This window comes from Agarivorans sp. QJM3NY_33, assembly GCF_050870865.2.
GTDB lineage: Bacteria > Pseudomonadota > Gammaproteobacteria > Enterobacterales > Celerinatantimonadaceae > Agarivorans.
Genome location: NZ_CP194039.2, coordinates 1,402,776 through 1,421,528, shown reverse-complemented (window position 1 = coordinate 1,421,528; position 18,753 = coordinate 1,402,776). Strand labels below are relative to the sequence as shown.

Sequence of the window (18,753 nt, the reverse complement as noted above, 5' to 3'; positions counted from 1 at the left end):
ATAAGGCCAGAGACTTTGCTCTGGCCTTATTTTTCATGGTTTGTCACTACCGTTTATTGCTCCAACCACACTAAGGCAGTTTGTTCATTCTCAAAAATTTGCACTTCACCACTGACAAACCAGCGCCCCACCTTGGATGCCCATTCCAACCATTGCTTCTGACTTAAAATAGCTATTTTATCAAAATCTTGGCCGTATTTAAGACCGAGTCTAAAATCGTCCCAAGCGGCTCTAAGCTCCCAGCCTTCAAGTTCTGTGGCATCAAAAAAAACCCGAACCGGCGCATGCTTCACTTCAACTAAAGCCGCCTCAAGCAACGGAGTCACTTGTTGATAGTCCTGATGAGTCAAGGTGCCACAAGCTTTCATCGACAGCAATAAACGAGTTTCTAAGCGTTCAATTCCGATAGTAATGCCATGTCTGAGAATAGTCATGCCTTGCTCCCATGTAAATAATCCGCTACGGCGTTCCTTACAGTATGGTAGAGATTGAAGCGCTCATCGTGAATTGTCTGGTGATTAATTCAAGCCTTTGATCTAAAACAATTCAACTACATTAACTCAGACCACAATCGCTGCACTTGCGTCATAATATCGGCATAGGGTTGTTGCTCACAACGCGCAAAGCCCGGCAACGCTTTAATTTTCAAACGAGTAAATAAAGGCACATTAATACCCGCCAAAAAACGACAAGCTAAGGTTTGGCTAAATGCCCCATCGGCTTTACTGTGTATATGTTGTTGCAAGCCTTGTAAGTCACTCAATAACTGACTTTGATTAGGCACCATCGGAATTTGTGAATGACTCAAGCGAGCCACCTTTCCTCGACATACACTACAGTGACCACAACGCTGCGGTGCCTGCCGATCATCAAAGTATCCCGCGAGTTGGTAACTCAAACAGCTATCTAACTCAAAAAAACCGACTAACTTGGCAATTCGTTGAATTTCTTTGGTTTCTTTATCACAAAAATAATGATGCAAGTTAGCGGCGAGAGTCGGCTCTGCCAACGCGCTTAAATTGAGTTGATAGACCTCGGTAATCTTTTTAGTTTCTAGCTCTATCAAACCTTGCTCATGTAGGTACTCTAGAGCGGCCACCACCCTTGAGCGTTCCGCACGATAACTTTGATATAAGCTGTCGAAGTTTAAGCTACCCCATATTTTCTTCATTTGGGTATGCTCAAAAATGGCCGCAATAAATTGCTGTCGCTCGCCCTTGAACATCGCCAACAACGCTGCCTTGTCTTGAATAAACTTGTAGCGGAAGTCGGCATAGTAGGCGTACAAGGGCTTGATCAGCCCCTGCATCTCCATCTGCACCAGCAGGGTCTTTAGCGGTAACTGGCGAATATTTGCAGCACTCGACAAACGATTTAACTGTAACTCCCACTGTTCACCCTGGCCCTCTTGACGAATGTTTTCCAAAACATATTCAATCGCGTTCAGCTCCGGTGTATCACCATAGACAAAGTTTTCCACGGTGCTTAAACCGTCCAGATTGGCCAGTGTCACACACTGCGATGGCAAGCCATCGCGCCCTGCGCGACCAATTTCCTGGCTATAATTTTCAATCGATTTGGGCAAGTCATAATGCACCACAAAACGGATATTGGCTTTATCAACCCCCATGCCAAAAGCAATGGTGGCCACCACGACTTGCAGCTTATCTTGCATGAAATCGTTTTGCGTTTGCTGACGTTGCTCGTTACTAAAACCCGCATGATAGGCTTGGGCGTTGACCTGATGGGCTCGTAAGTGATTGGCTACTTGCTCGGCGGTATGTTGCAGCGTCACATAAACAATACCCGCGCCCTGTTGTTGACTGATCAGCTGCAACAAGGCCTGATCTTTTGCTTGCGAGGTCACCGCCGTCACCGTTAAATCAAGATTACTACGATAGAAGCCAGTCTGTATAATGGCTTGTTCACTGATTGCAAAACGCCGCGCCATATCTAATTTGACTTGCTTGGTGGCAGTTGCTGTTAACAGCAACACCAAGGGAATATTCAGTTGTTCCCGGTAAGTTGGCAATTTCAAATAGTCGGGTCGAAAGTTATGCCCCCATTCCGAGATACAGTGCGCTTCGTCCACCACTAGCATCGATAAAGGCACCGCTTGAATAAATTGGCGGAAGCGCTCATTTTTAAATCGTTCCACCGAAACCATCAGGATCTTGGTTTGGCCACTGCGCACCTCGCTCATCACTTGCTGATTTTGCGCCGGGCTCAAGCTTGAATCAAGGCTAGCCGCCGCAATACCCTTGGCATGTAAAAACTCTAATTGATCTTTAATTAAGGCCAATAAAGGTGAAACTACCAAAGTTAAATGCGGGAGCTGCAAGGCACTAAACTGATAACACAAAGACTTGCCCGAGCCCGTTGGAAAAATGGCCAGAGTCGATTGGCCCGCCAGCAACTGACGAACCGCCTGTTGTTGGCCAGGGCGAAAGGAATCGAAGCCAAAACTGGCCTGAAGTTGCTGCTCTAGGGAAGCGCTCATGAAAAACCTTATGCGGGGTTAACAAGGGAACGAAAAGACCATTAGTATACCGACTATCTCTTAAGCTGTATGCGCCTTAAGCCTTTAATGAGAAACATCTATACGATAAAACGTTGCTTGTACGTAGTCGTCTGGCTCACCCGACTTATTTTGATTGTATACCCCTGCCTTAAAGTACATATATTGACCGCCTTGATCATAACCACTGTGCGACATGTCGAGCTGTTGCACGATATCCTCATCGCCCGCTTTTTTCAGCGTAACCGTCAGCAAGTTGCCGCTCACCGCAATGCGGTAAGTAAAACGCTCATTCAGCGCAATCCCGTTTTCCGGTTCGGGGGCTGAGCTAGACTTGCTGCCAATCATTTCAATCCACTGATTTTTTCGACCAATGCGGTCATGTGCAAAATAAATAGAACCTTTTTGATGTTGTGGCAGTTTACGATAATAGAGCCGAATTGGTTCATCGTGGTTGGCATGGATTTGCCCGATCACCACTCGCCCCACCTGACGTTTATCACCCGTAGTCGTGACATGATTAACCGCAAGCTCGGCTTCCATCACCCCGTCAACCGCGCCCGCTAAACGTTGATCTTGCTCCGGGGCTGAAGAAAAAACCCAATTATTGCGCGTCACCCCTTGGCTTTTGATCTGCTTATCGCCCGCGCGCAGCATTTCGCGTAACTCCGAACGTGTATAGCTGGTATTCGATGAAGTTTTTGGCCCCTGAACGGGCGAGCGAAATACCAAGCGGTCGGCTGTCACTTCAAAATAAGGTGAATACGCAAAGCCCGCGACCAACTCGCGCTCTTTAATATTATCGGCTCGGCCATTGTGCGTCTCATCAACCGGAATACTTAGCATCCAACGCTGTAGATCAGTAACCGCCTGAGCATTCGAAACCCAAAACATAAGTAACAGAGTGATATTAAACACGGAGACTATTTTCAATTAAGTTTTCACCAAACCGGAATTAAGACTTTGCTTAGTCTAACGAAAAAGCGTAGACCATGAGTTGACAACGCTCGATTTATCATACAATTCAAGAAAAGCACTTTAAACTATACTCGATGCCCTCGGCCTGCGCGCAACAAAAAAACTGGTCATACAGCGCTATTTTTCGATCAAAGCCTTTACCGCCAAACCAACAAATACGCTAATCGCAACACTTAACAAAGTTCCCAGCATCACGTATTCCGTGAGTTTGCGATCACTTTTCCCGGTTAAATCACCGAAGCGAAAAATCGATTTCGCCGCCACAATAAAGCCGATGGCGGCAAACTGGTTTATCAGTACGCAAGTGAGCACTAAGCTGCGCTCGACCATACCAATTGTCTGACCCGCCGAATCAAGGGTCGGTTGACTCGACGGAACACTGGGGGTCCAACGTTTTAATAACAATGCCAATAGCCATGAACTGGGTTTAAGAACCAGCAGGTAAGCCAGCACCACCAGCAGACCACCCGCATCGACCAGTTGCAGCAACTTTTGGGTAAAGCCTTCCCAATGGTTGGTTAAATCAACCAATAACACCATTAGTACGGCCAAATGAATAATTTGTTGTCCGAATAAATAGGCGGCACTCAAAGGTAAGTAAGCGCCAACTAAAGGAATAATAAGGCTTGCAAAGAACAAGGTGATACAAGCCAGTGCTAACTGTATCGAAACGCCGATAAATAAGCTGGTAATGCCCGCAAATAACAGCGTGATAAATAAAGCGCGTATATACAAGGCTGCAGCGCGTAACTTCGTCTGTTGGATCTGCTCGGGCCAACGTCGAGGACTGAGATAAAATTCAAATACAACATAAGCGCAGCCCACACTAGTGAGCATCAATAGTAAGGGTTCCATTAAAAAATTCTTCCGTAAGTTGCCTAAATAGTTGGCGGTATTCGTCGAGAAGCAAATACTGTGATTGATTCAATAACTTGGTGGCATTAACTCGGGAGCTATTCAAACACTTGGCTAAGGCCGCATGGCTTGGCTCGCTGAGCTGCCAATAGGTGGCTAAGGCGTGGGCTTGTTTGACTGTAAGCTCTTGGATCTGCAAATCAACAAACTTGGTGAGTAAGTCAATCCCACGTAAAAACTGCGGATTGTCGGCAAAAATGGCTAAATACTGGCGCTTTAAGCTATCTAAACCGCGCCCCGATAACACAAAGGCTTGGCCACTAGAACGCGACACATATTCATCTAAAGGGTCGATTTGGCCAATCCCTATGCCAATGCGAGCATCAAAACCTTGCCGTTTCGAGCCAAACGATTTTAAGGCTAAGCGGATGGTTAAAGCGCAGTCGATAGCGCAACCAGGCTGATTCACCACCAGTTGAAAAGCATCCCCACGGAACATTTCATAACGCGCATCGTAACGCTCGCAAAGTAAACTTAAACTTTGGTTTAAGCACCCAATCAGTTCAGCAAAAATGTCCGCTGGTAAGTCGCTGGAGCCCACAATATCTCCACTTAACACTGCAACATCGGCCATAAACATCCTTTAGTTGGAGGGTCATCCCTCAACGAATAGTAACCTAAATAGACTACATTGCAAAAAGTAACCTTATTTAGTTACTTTTTACAATGTAAACGATTTTAAATGCTCTGGGTATTCACATTCACGATGGCCTGAAAAGCCATCGAAAAATCAAAATCTAAACTGGCCACTTCAGCACAATGACAACAGGAAAACGGTCGACTATTCATTTTTGCTCCCTATCATCCCTTTTCACCGCTATTTAACAGAAATATTAGTAGTTTGAGAGTTCTAACACAAACCTCAAAGCTGGCAGGCTGAAGCAAGTTTGCGCCGTTGCTGCGCCTCAAGTCATTTTTAGCTGAGTAACAATATTTCACTAGAACAAGGCGTTGTTGTCCGCGATAGTGTGTTAAGCAAGGCCTTGCTGAGTCAATACAGAAACAGATAGTTATCGGTTTAAAAGCAATATCGGGCAAGCCCATTGCGCCCGGACAAATACAAAAAGGCCGCTCAATTGATTGAGCGGCAAAGGACTTAGCTAAGGATATTGGATTATAAAGCTTCGAGTAAAATTAAACCTTCACTTCCCGCGTCGAAACTAACGCTGCCATGACTCACCGTGGCAATGGTGCCATCATAGGCATTTCGCACGGTGATGCCGTCGTCGAAGTAACTGTCAACATTGACGTTCACGATACCGGAGCCATCGAGCACCACAACGACCGTATTAACACTACCAGATTGCGGATCCGTCCAACGCCGGGCAAAGGCTTTACCGTTGGATTGCCCAACAATACTGAAATGCTGGCCAGCCCCTACCGCAGGATTGTCACGACGGAATTGCCCCAGTTTTTGCCAATGTTGATGAACGCTGTTGCCGGCTTTGCTCCAATCAACACTGGAACGACTACCTTGATCGGCATCTGAGCCTCCATTGCCGTTGGCCCGGCCTAATTCATCGCCATAAAAGACTTGTATTCCACCCGGAAGCAGCATTAAGGCAGTTCCGGCTCGTTTTTGCCGTTGGTCATCACCATTGTAGAATACCGAACCAGTATCGTGACTAGAGATATAGCTCAGCACATTCCAGTCACTTGAGCTGTTCACCTGGCTGGCATAGTTGGCAAACTGGCTAAGCATGTTCTCGGTATCGTTAACCATGCCCTCAATTAAGCCTTTAAAGCTAAAGTTAATCACCGAGTCAAAGTTAGCCGCGGTATGAATATCAGACTGGCCAAGCCCATGCCCCCAAACTTCAGCTGTTGACCAGAACGCGTCAGTCCAGTCGGCTGCTGGCGCATCCGGATTATTTTGACGCCATTCATTTAAGGCTTGGTTAGCCTGTTGATTTAAGTACGCCCAATTATCGTAGGTGACATGTTTTGCGGTATCGACTCGGAAACCGTCAATCCCGTAATCACGCACATACTGCACCAACCATTCGGTGATCCAATCACGAACTCGCTTGGTGCCCACGGCATGATAGTCACTTAAATAACCCTGTCCAAAGCTTGCCTTGTTAGCAAGGAAGGTGGGGATCCCGACCGCCTGAGTGGACTCGGTTTTGAAGTCAGGTAGGTAAGCCAAACATTTGCTTAAATCGTCGTTGCCACAGGCATCGTAGCCGGGTAGACCCACTCGGATCCAATCTTTCCCCCACCAATTCAACCAAAGGTTTTCATCGCCATTGTAGTTAATAAAATCATGGTAACCAAACCAGTTGCCACCGGCGCCTGGAGTCCAACTTGAGTTGGTACTGGTAGAACCGTAATTAAACGCTTCCATGTCTTTCAAAGTGTTATATCCGGCGTGGTTCATCACCACATCCATCACCACTCGAATACCTTGGCTATGCGCTTTATCAACAAAGGCTTTAAACTCAGCGGCGGTTCCCATGTTGGCATCAAGATTGGTGTAATCCTGCACGTAATAACCATGATAAGCATAATGCGCAAAGTCGCCGGCGCTACCGCCTCCAACAAAACCATGTGCTTGTTCATATGGCGCAGTCAGCCAAATCGCGTTAATACCTAAATCGGTGAAGTAACCTTCATCTAATTTCTGACTTAAGCCCGCAATATCACCACCATGGAAAGTCCCAATGTTGCTTCCGGTCGCATCCGTACTTGGGCGGCCATAGGCGTTATTATTTCCCGGATTACCGTCTTTAAAGCGATCGGTAATGACGAAGTAAACACTGGCATTATCCCAGGTAAAATCAGCAGCCTGGGGCTGAGCGATTTTGGTTAAACTAAAACACTGATTGGCACTGCCCGCGCTATTGGCCGCATATAGGCAAACTTGTATGCTTTGATCGATGGCCAGGTCACTTCCCAGCGTCACGCTATCGCCATTGGTAAAGGCGATCCCGTTTTCAGGATCGCTGCCATCGATGCTGTATGAACCACCCAATACATCTTGACCACTCGCATTCAAGGTAACCGTGATGCTATCGGTCCAAAAAGTGCTGGTTTGTGGATCAATACTCACCTTCACATCCAAGGGAAGTTCACAGCTATCGGTCCAGCTTTGACGACTGATGGAATAACAACCATCGCGGTCACGAAGCAGATCGTCGGTTTGTTCACTGCCCTGATTGCTGAAAATCAGCTTACTGGAATCGCTGTTGGCAAAGTCATACTGATACCAATTGTCGCCAAGCGCAACCATCGCATCACCAGGCCAAACGGAATCACCTTCCGAGGCTTCGGGCAAAGCATCCCAGTGGTGCAGCGTCGGTGTCCAGTCACTTGGTGCTTCCAACCATACCGTAAACCCGGTCTCTGGCGCGGCGACTTTTTTGTAGGTGAAGGTTTGCGTCGCTGAGCCTTGGGCATTTGCAACCCATACCTGTAATTCCAGCGTTTGGTCAATGTCGAGATCAGACCCCAGAGTTATCACTTCTCCCTTGGTAAACGGCATGGAACTTTGACCGGGAATATTGATTAAATAACGACTCTCGGTAATCTGTTCACCTTGGTAGCTTAAAGTGACCTCAATGCTATCGGTACTAAAATCACGGCTGCCAGGGCTCACTAATAACTCAGGCAGAGTAAGCTCCACAACTTCTGAGGCGATGATGTTGTGAGTTGAGCCATTAAAGCTAATTTTATAGCGAGTATTGTCGAGTACGGTAAAATCTTCGGTCGGGTAATTTTCGCCCCAGCGACCATCTTCAGAACATGCCGCCACCTTAAAGCGAGCGGGACTCTCTTCACCAGCAAAACTCTGGCTGATTTCATATACACCGTCGGCTGAGTTATAAACCATTGGCGTTTGACCCCAGCCATTAGGGGTACCACGAAAACACCACTCGGCGGGTTCAGTGCCGGTGCCGGTGCCGGTGCCGGTGCCGGTCACTGTCACCTCAACGCTGGCAAGCGCGCTGCTAGCGCCCTGATCATCGCTTACTTGCAGGGTAAGGGTTTGACTTTGCTCAGGACTAAGGGTGATCGACTCACTGGTTTCACCAGTGCTCCATAAATAGCTGATAATCTGACCATCGGCATCACTTGAGTTAATTGCCGAAAAGGTCAAACTGCTACCCGCGACAACCGACTGCGTATGAGCAGGTGAAATTTGCGCGATAGGTGCCTGATTGCCGCCACAGTCGCTCACCTGAGACAGTTGAATTTCCTGACTATCGCTGTAAAAGTCAATTAAATAACTGCCTTCGGATACCCGATAATCACTGCTCGGATAAGCCTCTTGCCAGTCTCCCCAACGATCAATTTTAAAGCGAGGATCACTGTTACCAAAACTTTGGCAAGTTTGATAGTGATTGCTTGCAAGCTGCTCCAGTGGCGTGTTTTGCCAACCATTAGGGGTTCCCCGGAATTCCCATTCTGCCTGAGCAGAAAGAGAAGCGGTTAACAGCCCCAGTAAAACTACCTTGTTCATGATATTTCCTTAATTCGAATGTATCTGTTAGCCAAGCTCTAATGACTCTTTCGGTCATTTCCAGACTGACCATAATCGACTCTTCAGAAAAAGTGCGCATGAAAACAAACAAACTGAGGCTTCAGTCAAATAAACATCTCCAATTTGTGATTGAAAAGGATTTCATTTTATTGTTATACAAATGGCAGCGTTTATATCCTGAATGGTAAATTCATTGAGGATGATTTTGCTATGATCAACTAGCGGGAGTGATGAAACTTATCGCACCAGCCTGCTAAACAAACAACAGTCTGGGCAATAGAAATCGCTAAGCTCGATATAAATAAAAAGGCCCTAGGCCAGTACGACCTAGGGCAAACTCTTAAAAAATGCTACTTAGTTCCTCTGACATGCTACTCACTTTGAGTACGCAGAATCACGATTCAGCCAAGTTAAAGCATTTAATGAGAGGCTACTCGTTTATAGTTATAAAATCGCTGGCCACAACCCCTTCAGCTAAGGCAAGCGCCCCCGGAGTGGTCTCACTAATCACAATCTCATGATTAACCGAGAAGGTAAGCGGTGCTACATTTGAGACATCTGATGATGGAGAAACATAAACACGGTAGGTGCCGGGTTCAACAATCCATTGATTGTTATCAGGATCAAAACTAGCCAAAGTCTTCGCCGAGATGTTAAAGCTTAAAGTTTGTGATTCACCCGCATTTAAAAGTTTAGTTTTAGCAAATGCTTTTAGCTCAATAGTTGGTTTTTTCAACTTAACTTCGGGTGCTGAAACATACACCTGAGCCGCTTCTTTTCCTGCCACATTGCCTACATTGCTAATCGTTGCGGTCACGGTGACTTGGCCTGACGCACCATCGGAAGCAAAAGAGTTTACACTGATGCCAGTATCGCTATAACTAAAGTCGGTGTACGACAAGCCATAACCAAATGGGTAGGCGACACTCTTATCAAACGAGGTGTAGTATCGATAACCAACATAAATACCCTCGTTATAATACGACTTATCCGCCAGCCCATCGGCATCAACATCGACACCGGGGAAAGTTGTTGCCGATGGTACATCAGCATAAGAAGCGGGTATGGTTTGCGCCAATTTACCACTCGGATTGACCTCACCCGAGATAATATCAGCAACCGCGACCCCGGTTTCTTGCCCCCCCATATAGGCGAGAAGAATGGCATCAACTTTACTTCCCCACTGCGAAGTATCGACTAAGCCGTTAACATTCAGTACCACGGTGACCGTTTTACCCTTGGCGTGGAAGGCACTGGATACTGCGTCAATGATTTCCAATTCTTCATCCGTTAACAGATAGTCTCCTTGAGTATTGGTGCGGTCTTCACCTTCACCCGCCTGACGCCCCAAGGTAATAATTGCTGCATCGTTTGATTCAGCCGCTTCTGCGATCAGCGTTGGTAAGTTTGCGTTATCAGAAACCGAAGGTTCATCGGCAAAAAGATAGCTGCCAAGCAAGGCTTGTTTGCTGTAACTGTTTTCGTTGAAGTAATCCGTATAAAAAGTTTTCAAGTCAGCATTTAAGGTGTAGTACTGTGCCAAACCACTGGCAATATCAACGGTATAAGCCGCATTCACATCACCGCTACCGGTGCCGCCTTTTAAGGTATTAATTTGCACCGTCCCAAATGAGGCTAAGCTTTTACCTTTACTCAACGGTAAGGCTGAAGCATTATTTTGCAAAAGAATCATCCCTTCTGCAGCCGCTTCTCGCGCAAGCGCCGCGTGACTATTTAAGTCTGGATTGTTTGAATAGTCATACTGTTTATAAGACGGTGTTTTTTGTACTTGGGTTAAAATCGCCACCACACTGGTATCGACTTGTTCCTCTGTTAACACACCCTTTTCAAGCGCAGCTTCTAAATCACCTTTCAAATTACCAGGCTCAATTAAATTATTGCCAGCCGCGATTTGTTTGCCAGCGGAGTCTTCATCCCGTCCAACCATACCGGAAAAGTCAGTTGAAAATCCTGCAACATTGCCAGCAAACCAATCTGACATGACCAAGCCGCTGTAATCCCATTCGTTGCGTAGAATATCGGTCAGTATATCTGCGCGTTGATTGACATAAGTGCCATTAATCAAATTGTAAGGACTCATGATTGCCCACGGCTTCGATTGCTCAAGCGCGATTTTAAAACCTCTTAAGTAAATTTCTCGAAGTGTTCTGGGATCGGCAACTGAATCAAGAAAGAAGCGATTGGTCTCGGCATTATTTGCGAAGAAGTGTTTAAGAGTTGCGCCGATGCCATTAGACTGAAGACCGTTCACCATAGCCGAAGCGATCATCCCCGACAAAACCGGATCTTCAGAGTAATACTCAAAATTTCGACCCGATAAAGGATTACGTTGAATATTCATGCCTGGACCTAACAGTATATCCACGCCATATTCTAAAACTTCATTCCCTTGAGCCTGGCCTACTTGCTCAACTAGCTCGGTATTCCAGGTGGAAGCAAGTAAGGTCCCGATAGGCCAAGCCGTTGCATAGTAAGTACCACCAAGCCCTTCTCTGGTTGGGGATATACGTAAACCAGCGGGGCCATCGGCTAATTTAACCGCCGGGATACTTAAACTATCACTGCTTACCCCGTTAATATAGCCCGCGACACCGTCTACTTGTTTCTCTTCAGGTAGGTTAATTGGATCGATCCCAGCATAAGTGCTTAAATCCATCCCAGGACCCGCAACAATATCGAGCTTCTCACTGATGCTCAAATCTTTAAGCATAGATTCTGCGAGTGTTTTATAATAAGTGTCACTGGTTCTGTCTACTGTGACTTCGTCATCATCGTTACACCCAGCAATCATGCCACTCAAAGTAATGGTCACGGCCAATGCAACAAGACCTACTTTGGGTTTTAGCTCTAACATATCCTTCACTCCTTGATCTAATTTTATTAGTTTTTATACGGTAAAATTGCTGGTGACATGAATATGGAAGCGCATCCAAAGAATTTCTCTCAATGACGATATCGCGCATATTTTTTCAACACACAGCTAATCTACAACCATTTGATTCTATAGAGTAAAGACCACCATAAGCTTTACCCAGAGGAGCAAAATTTACCTTTGAGGGGCTAAAACTTTGTTTTAAGAGGTGCTAGGGAAAATTACAATTGGTTACAAATTGTCACATATAGCAAGGAATGATTGACCCGTTTAATTTTGACACTTGATATGTTCCAGATAAAAGCTTACTAGGCGCAACCAGCAGTGTGCCGTAAAGTGAAGCGAGCAAAGACACTCAAGCCTTTCTTTTAAAAATTGGCAGAGGTTCGCCATGAACCACTCCAATAACTGGGTAATATAAATTTTCGTTAATAAATAAGCGGATAAGGAGTGACCGAAGACACCTCAACAGCGAAACCTTTAAACACAACTTATTTTAAAAGGGAGCCGTGTAGCAGCTTAGATTGGTTGTTTAAGGGAGGGGAATTAGTTATCACCATCATTGACACTATAGAGGCGTCAATGATGGTCGAAGCCACCTATTATCCGGCGGCCTGCTTGCTTGAGTTTTGCCAAATAGTATCGAATTGCAGGATCCCTTCGGGAATGTCTATAGCGTCAAGGTATTCAGAATTCAGGACCATCCGACTTTCAATTTTATCTGGCGCAACAAGAAGTGATTCAAGCATAGTAATTCTCTCTGGCGGTTCAATCCCAGACATGATGAAATCTTTATCGTGAGCTGACAAACAGCGAACCAAGAACTGCCCTTCCGAGGTGCATGCGGGATTCCTGCGCTTAAGGGCTTGGGCAAGCGGCGCAGGAATATTATCTTCGATCAAAACGCCTACCAACAAAAGTCCCTCCCATCCATCGGCCTGACCAAGAGCCTTGCCTTGAAAAATCGGTTTAAACTCTGAATTGCAGACTTCAATCCAGCCTTTCCATTGCGCAACACACGCTTCAATCTCACTTTTATTGAAGGGCTTTTGTGTTTGGCGGCTTTCGGTTCGCCAATAAAAAAACATCAAGATAATGATAGCCAACAAGGCAATGACAACTGCAATGCCCATACGCATATCCTTTAAGAAGAAAGTTAATCTTAATAACAAAAAATACTATATTTTCTATGAGTATTTCAGTGAAATAGTGAGCAAAGAGATCGTCACTCATCACCCTTTGTTATGACGCAAGTAGCAGAATCAAGCGTGATAAGGCACCAATAATAAATTAGTGCAGTAAACTCTCACAGTTTAGTCATTTAGGCTTGGTATACGCTTCATTTCATGCCTGCGCCAACGGTTGCTCTTACAGGTATATCTTTGGGCTCAAAATCATCCAAGCAAAACACATTGATCCCAAGATAATCAGGCGTCACCCGCTTTCGATGAAACGGGTAAATACCGCAGATTTTACAGAAAAAATGTTTCGCGGTATGGCTATGGAATTGATACTCGCTCAACGATGACTCACCGGTAAGTAGAGTAAACTCAGTTTCATGAACCTTCACCATTAAAGCGTTTTTACGTCGACAAATAGAACAATCACAGGTCGTTAGTTCACTAAAGTCACTGTTTATTTTGAACTTAACTGAACCACAGTGGCAACTGCCAATGTATTCCTTCGCTGGTTTCATCACTATCCCTTGATATTTAAGCCATCTACCCTAAATGAATAAATAGCATTACCATTGCACAGCACCGAATTCAACCTCTGTATCGAGTGATGTCGAAAGTTTACGATAACTATCAACCACAACGATCAATACATCAAAGCGCTTACCCAAATAAAGCATTTAGCCAAGACACAATAAATCTATCGTTAACCACAATCACACTTCATCGCTTGGCCGGTAAGGCTCTTCTTGCGGTAAATGGCTCACCAACAACTTAAGATAAAACATCGGTAAAAACCATTCGAGACCTAAGGCTGCGGGTAATACATAGAGCGAAATCAACAAGGCTCCAGAATACAAGGCCATCGCCATAGGCCTTTGCAAATATAAAACGGTCGTTAAAATCAGCCAAGCCGCGCCCATCATATAGAGCCCAGCAATACCAATCCAGACAAAATCAAAATCTAAGAAACACCACGAAATCAAACTCAATTGGAGAAAATGCAGCGCAATAAAATTCAGGTGTTGTTTGCGTCCCTGCCCCACTCGGTGATACCAGCGCTTTGCACTAGAAGTAGCATTGGTAATAATTCCACCCATCACATCAAATGCAATCAAGGCCGCCACTATGTTTTGCCACCAAGTCCACTCAGCACCAAGTTGCCAAGCGTTCAGTAAAGCGGCAATTGCAGCAACAGCTGGAATGATGGTTTGCAAGCCCCACTCAGCCCGAGTAGCTCCAGGGCCAATAAATTTATCGATCGCGCCAGCAAGACCGCGGCGAGGTTGGGGATAACGCCAATTAATAAACATCATATAATTCCTTTCGAGCTTATCTGTGAGCCAATATTCAGAGGTCTAAAATCGAAATAAGCAGCAATAGCATGATATACAGCAGTTCATGATCTGGGATTGTACTTAAGCACTTGGCATTTTAGACCAACTGGACTATAAAATATCAGCTTGCGACTGATTTGCCAAAGACTTATAGTCCAAACGGACTATAAAAGGACAGGTTATGCCCAAAATTGTCGATCGCCAGCAGTACCAACAAAAGCTTGCCACGCAAGCTGCACAGCTGTTCTTAAAGCACGGTTACTCACAACTTGGCATGCGCCAACTGGCTCTAGAATTAGGCTTGTCGAAAAGCGCGCTGTACCATTACTTTCCTAGTAAAGAGAGTTTATTTTCTGCAAGTCTCGAGGCCATCACTCAGCAAGGCATGCAATTATCGCAGCTCTGCTTAACCGCGCCTTTAACTGAACGAGTTGATGCGCTGCTATCACTGATGCAACAAATTGAACAACGGTTTGCTAATGAAATAGGGTTAGTACTCGACTACATTCGAGGCATGAATAGCCAGCAAGTTCGTGCTGATCAGCATATGCAACTCGCCGAAAAAAAGTACCTTGAACTCATTGCTCAATATGTCGGAGAGCAATCAGCAAAAAAAACCTACCACATTTTGATGGGAGTGATGTTGGGCCGTTTAATGGATGGGCAAACAACCACTTGGGATGAAGCTAAAATTTGGCTGTTAAGTGCGCTCAATACGCCTTAGCTGATCCAGTAGATTTAAAAAGTCTGTTCTGTCACAAGTTCAAACGACCACAAGTTCAAACGACAGCCATTAATAGAGTCACTTCGGCAATCTCACCGATAGTGCTCTAAACGGATGGTTTGCCTAGACTAAATACTAGTCATAGGGCGAAGTAGCAGCCGAAACAAATCATAATGTCGTGCGTACCCGATTCATATCAAGCGATACAATAAAAACCAAGATTTAATGCTCAGCCCCAATCACAAGGTCATATTCCTCAGGACTCGGTGTTTCAAAGTAACTATCGAACAAACTCACATCCTTTTCTTCTATTTTAAAAGAATGGGGATCAGAGCCCGCATTGCGTAGGCGGTTTCGCGCCAGGCGCTCTTCATCGGTCAGCGAAAAGTAAATCATGCTAACCACAATACCTTGCGCTTCAAAAAAACGCTTCGCTTGTACGCGTGCGGCTCGGCTCCAAAAAACCCAATCGATGTAAACATCGATCCCCAAATTTAATAACTTTAAGGCTAAGTGCTGTTGGTAAGCACAACAACTATCATAGCTATCGTCAATTTGCTCTCGAGTTGGCTCTGGGCCAAAAATACTAAGATGTAACTCGTCTAACGACAACAAAATAGCCCTCCCTTGCTGAACCTGTTTTCTGGCATAGGTGGTCTTGCCACTCGCAACTTTTCCGCATAACAGGTAAACCCGCCCCACTTGCTTCATTAAGTTTTCTCCTAAATTCGTTTCGAGACCGAGAATCATGGCTTGCAATTTAAAGGACGAAGAATAACTCTTTAGTCTCGCAAGAGAGACTAAATCTTCCCCCCTATACTTGTAAAGCACTCTCCTTTTGGCTATGGAAAGCGAATCATAAACTGCAACAAACAAATGAGGCGCTCCTTCACCACGGAACGGATTAAACAAGGACCCATTTTTAATGGTGGCACGCCGGAATCAGCTTAGCTTGCGATGCGACAAAATGTCTTGAATATGCTCTTCGAGCCAATCCGCCAAACCCACCACATGCACCGCAACTTCGGCACCCAAGGGCGTTAAACTATACTCCACATGAGGTGGTACAACCTGAAAATCAGTACGCTGTACAAAACCATCTTGTTCCAGCATTTTTAAGGTTTGTGCCAACATTTTTTCACTCACCCCCTGGATAAGACGGCGCAACTCACTAAATCGATAAGCTGGTCCTTGGTTCAGTTTAAGGGCTATCAGCACCAAGCCGCCCCACCGATTGGTGATATGTTTTAAGACTTCGCGTGAGGGGCATTGAGCAGAAAAAACATCACCACGGGTGAAACGTTCTGAAAACCCTACTTTTGGCTGCTGGCCATATTCTTCATCCACTCTTTTCATACTTACCTTTTGGTGCGTACTTACTATATGTTAGCGAGTCGTTTATTCTACGCCTCAACGCGAGAAAATTAATAGGAGAAAATATGATTTTAATTACAGGTGCCACTGGTCAACTTGGACGTTTAGTAATTGACGCTCTATTAAAAAGAACCGATGCCAGTCAAATTGTTGCTGCCGTGCGCAACCTTGACAACGCAAAAGACTTAGCTGAAAAAGGGATCCAGCTCCGCCTTGCTGACTACGATCAACCAGAAACACTGAACACAGCATTTAAAGGTATCACTAAGTTATTATTGATTTCTTCAAGTGATATGCAGAATCGACAATCTCAGCATCACAATGTCATTACCGCCGCCAAACTTGCGGGCATCCCTTTTATTGCCTATACCAGCCTATTAAACGCGGATAGCTCCCCCTTAGCACTGGCAGCAGATCATATTGCAACGGAAAAACTATTAGCAGAATCAGGGATCCCTCACGCCCTATTGCGCAACGGCTGGTATACCGAAAACTACACAATGAATATTCCTATGGCCCTAACCCACGGTGTGATATGTGGTAGTTCAGCTGACGGTAAATATTCAACCGCTCCCCGCCTCGATTATGCAGAAGCCGCAGCGGTAGTGCTCACCAGCGACAAACAAGCAGGTAAGGTTTACGAATTAGCCGGCGATAAAGCATTTACACTTAGTGAATACGCGGCAGCAGTTAGCAAAGCAGCTGGCCAAGTCATTGCTTATAAAGATATGCCAGAAGCAGAGTTTGCTCAGTTATTACTTGGCGCGGGCTTACCAGAAGGATTTGCTACTCTTTTGGCTAATTCAGAGGTTGGTGCAGCCAAAGGTGGACTCTATAGTGAAAGCCGCGACCTGTCACGCCTCATTGGTCGTCCAACTATTGCCCTTGAAGATACCATCAAAGCCACGCTTGAAGGCATCTGATGACAAATTGTCTGCGTCCACGATAACATTGAAAATGGGGTAAACTTCGGCGTTCTCGCTCAAGTTTGCCCTCAACGATGAGTCGAAATTCTGCAAATATTTAGACAGCCATCCTAACCAAATATTTAGACAGCCATTCTAACTAGCCAGATCTCGGTAATCGACAAATATTTAGACAGCCATCTCAACTAGCCAGAACTCGGTAATAGTCTAAACTATCAATAGTGTTTTTTTCAAATATTTAGACAGCGACAAATATTTAGACAGCCATCTCAACTAGCCAGAACTCAGTAACAGTCTAATAAATATTTAGACAGCCATCTCAACTAGCCAGAACTCAGTAACAGTCTAAAATATCAATAGTTGATTTTTGGGAGTTATTGCCATGCCTCGATCAAGACAGTCGCAAGTGAGCTTATCGGATACACCTTATTATCACTGTGTTTCCCGCTGTGTTCGGCGGGCTTTTTTATGTGGCGAAGATAAGCAAACGGGCAAGAGCTATGAGCACCGCCGCCAGTGGGTGGAAGATTATTTGCTGCAACTTACTGCGGTGTTTGCCATTGATGTCTGTGCCTATGCAGTTATGAGTAATCATACCCATGTGGTATTGCACATTGATAAGGCTAAAGCCGAAGCCTGGTCCATGGATGAAGTCTTAGAACGCTGGCATATTCTGCATCAGGGCACCTTACTGACTCAAATGTACCTCAATTCTGAGTTACGTCCAAAGTTAAGTGAGGTGCAACTACAGGCCATTCACGCCACAGTAGAAGTGTATCGGACTCGCCTTTTTGATTTAAGCTGGTTTATGCGCCATTTAAATGAATATATTGCTCGAGCTGCCAATAAAGAAGACCAATGCACTGGGCGGTTTTGGGAGGGACGTTTTAAATCTCAAGCGCTTTTAGATGAAGCAGCCCTAGCAGCTTGTATGGCCTATGTGGATTTAAACCCGGTTCGCTCAAATATAGCGAGCACGCCTGAAACCTCAGACCACACCAGTATCAAACAGCGCATTCAGCAAGCCAAACAAGGTCAGCAACCCAAGCCGCTAATGCCTTTTGTCGGTAATCCCAGAGAAACCATGCCCAAAGGTTTACCCTTTGAGCTACAAGACTACCTGCAACTGGTAGAGCTCACCGGCCGCGTTATCAGAGAAGATAAACGCGGTTATATCGATGATGCACAAGCGCCCATTTTACAGCGCTTACAAATCGATGAAGAAAGCTGGTTAGCCTTGAGCACGGGTTTAGAGCATCACTTTGCCAGCGTGGTTGGGGCTGGGCATTCACTAGAACGCTATAAGCGTGAGCACAATCAACTTCGCATCAAAGGCATGGCAGCTGCCAAGCGCTGGCTGGATCTAGATTAAGAACTTACAGGTTCAATTTCATTGACTCGCGAGTGATTCAGGTTATCTAGAATCGCAG

15 protein-coding genes are annotated in these 18,753 nt (G+C 45.4%); 3 read left to right on the top strand and 12 right to left on the bottom strand.

The window, feature by feature from the left end:
* Positions 1-53 precede the first annotated feature (53 nt).
* The 10 genes from ACRRSY_RS06430 to ACRRSY_RS06385 all read right to left on the bottom strand — a co-directional run bounded on the left by ACRRSY_RS06430 (position 54) and on the right by ACRRSY_RS06385 (position 14,278).
* A complete protein-coding gene (locus tag ACRRSY_RS06430) occupies positions 54-434 on the bottom strand; it encodes an STAS/SEC14 domain-containing protein (RefSeq protein WP_432454006.1) in 381 nt (126 codons plus the stop codon).
* Between the two features lie 116 nt (positions 435-550).
* A complete protein-coding gene (locus tag ACRRSY_RS06425; protein WP_432464613.1) occupies positions 551-2,500 on the bottom strand; it encodes a RecQ family ATP-dependent DNA helicase in 1,950 nt (649 codons plus the stop codon).
* 84 nt (positions 2,501-2,584) lie between these two features.
* Positions 2,585-3,451: a polysaccharide lyase family 7 protein gene (locus ACRRSY_RS06420; RefSeq protein ID WP_432464612.1), complete on the bottom strand. Its 867-nt coding sequence runs from the start codon at positions 3,449-3,451 to the stop codon at positions 2,585-2,587.
* A 162-nt stretch (positions 3,452-3,613) separates the two neighbouring features.
* Positions 3,614-4,351, bottom strand: a complete 738-nt coding sequence (locus ACRRSY_RS06415; protein ID WP_432464611.1) for a DUF3307 domain-containing protein — start codon at positions 4,349-4,351, stop codon at positions 3,614-3,616.
* A complete protein-coding gene (locus tag ACRRSY_RS06410; RefSeq protein WP_432464610.1) occupies positions 4,323-4,985 on the bottom strand; it encodes a hypothetical protein in 663 nt (220 codons plus the stop codon). The genes ACRRSY_RS06415 and ACRRSY_RS06410 overlap by 29 nt, the downstream gene beginning before the upstream one ends.
* Before the next feature lie 540 nt (positions 4,986-5,525).
* Positions 5,526-8,873, bottom strand: a complete 3,348-nt coding sequence (locus ACRRSY_RS06405; protein WP_432464609.1) for an alpha-amylase family glycosyl hydrolase — start codon at positions 8,871-8,873, stop codon at positions 5,526-5,528.
* A gap of 451 nt (positions 8,874-9,324) precedes the next feature.
* Positions 9,325-11,769: a beta-glucosidase gene (locus ACRRSY_RS06400; protein ID WP_432464608.1), complete on the bottom strand. Its 2,445-nt coding sequence runs from the start codon at positions 11,767-11,769 to the stop codon at positions 9,325-9,327.
* Between the two features lie 620 nt (positions 11,770-12,389).
* Complete coding sequence (locus ACRRSY_RS06395; RefSeq protein WP_432464606.1) at positions 12,390-12,920, bottom strand: hypothetical protein; 531 nt, start codon at positions 12,918-12,920, stop codon at positions 12,390-12,392.
* Positions 12,921-13,126: 206 nt separating this feature from the next.
* On the bottom strand, positions 13,127-13,483 hold the full coding sequence (locus ACRRSY_RS06390; RefSeq protein ID WP_432454014.1) for a GFA family protein: 357 nt from the start codon (positions 13,481-13,483) through the stop codon (positions 13,127-13,129).
* Positions 13,484-13,678: 195 nt separating this feature from the next.
* Positions 13,679-14,278, bottom strand: a complete 600-nt coding sequence (locus tag ACRRSY_RS06385; RefSeq protein WP_432454015.1) for a hypothetical protein — start codon at positions 14,276-14,278, stop codon at positions 13,679-13,681.
* 202 nt (positions 14,279-14,480) lie between these two features.
* On the opposite strand from ACRRSY_RS06385, the gene ACRRSY_RS06380 reads away from it, so the two are divergent.
* Complete coding sequence (locus ACRRSY_RS06380) at positions 14,481-15,023, top strand: TetR/AcrR family transcriptional regulator (RefSeq protein WP_432464605.1); 543 nt, start codon at positions 14,481-14,483, stop codon at positions 15,021-15,023.
* Between the two features lie 222 nt (positions 15,024-15,245).
* On the opposite strand, the gene ACRRSY_RS06375 is transcribed toward ACRRSY_RS06380, so the two are convergent.
* Entirely contained in the window at positions 15,246-15,734 is a 489-nt protein-coding gene (locus ACRRSY_RS06375) for an AAA family ATPase (protein ID WP_432464604.1), read from the bottom strand.
* A gap of 231 nt (positions 15,735-15,965) precedes the next feature.
* Complete coding sequence (locus ACRRSY_RS06370; protein ID WP_432454018.1) at positions 15,966-16,379, bottom strand: winged helix-turn-helix transcriptional regulator; 414 nt, start codon at positions 16,377-16,379, stop codon at positions 15,966-15,968.
* A gap of 83 nt (positions 16,380-16,462) precedes the next feature.
* Here ACRRSY_RS06370 and ACRRSY_RS06365 point away from each other — a divergent pair, with 83 nt between their 5' ends.
* Together ACRRSY_RS06365 and ACRRSY_RS06360 are read left to right on the top strand one after the other, a co-directional pair.
* Complete coding sequence (locus ACRRSY_RS06365; protein WP_432464603.1) at positions 16,463-17,320, top strand: SDR family oxidoreductase; 858 nt, start codon at positions 16,463-16,465, stop codon at positions 17,318-17,320.
* Between the two features lie 385 nt (positions 17,321-17,705).
* Positions 17,706-18,695: a transposase gene (locus ACRRSY_RS06360; RefSeq protein ID WP_432464602.1), complete on the top strand. Its 990-nt coding sequence runs from the start codon at positions 17,706-17,708 to the stop codon at positions 18,693-18,695.
* Positions 18,696-18,753 lie beyond the last annotated feature (58 nt).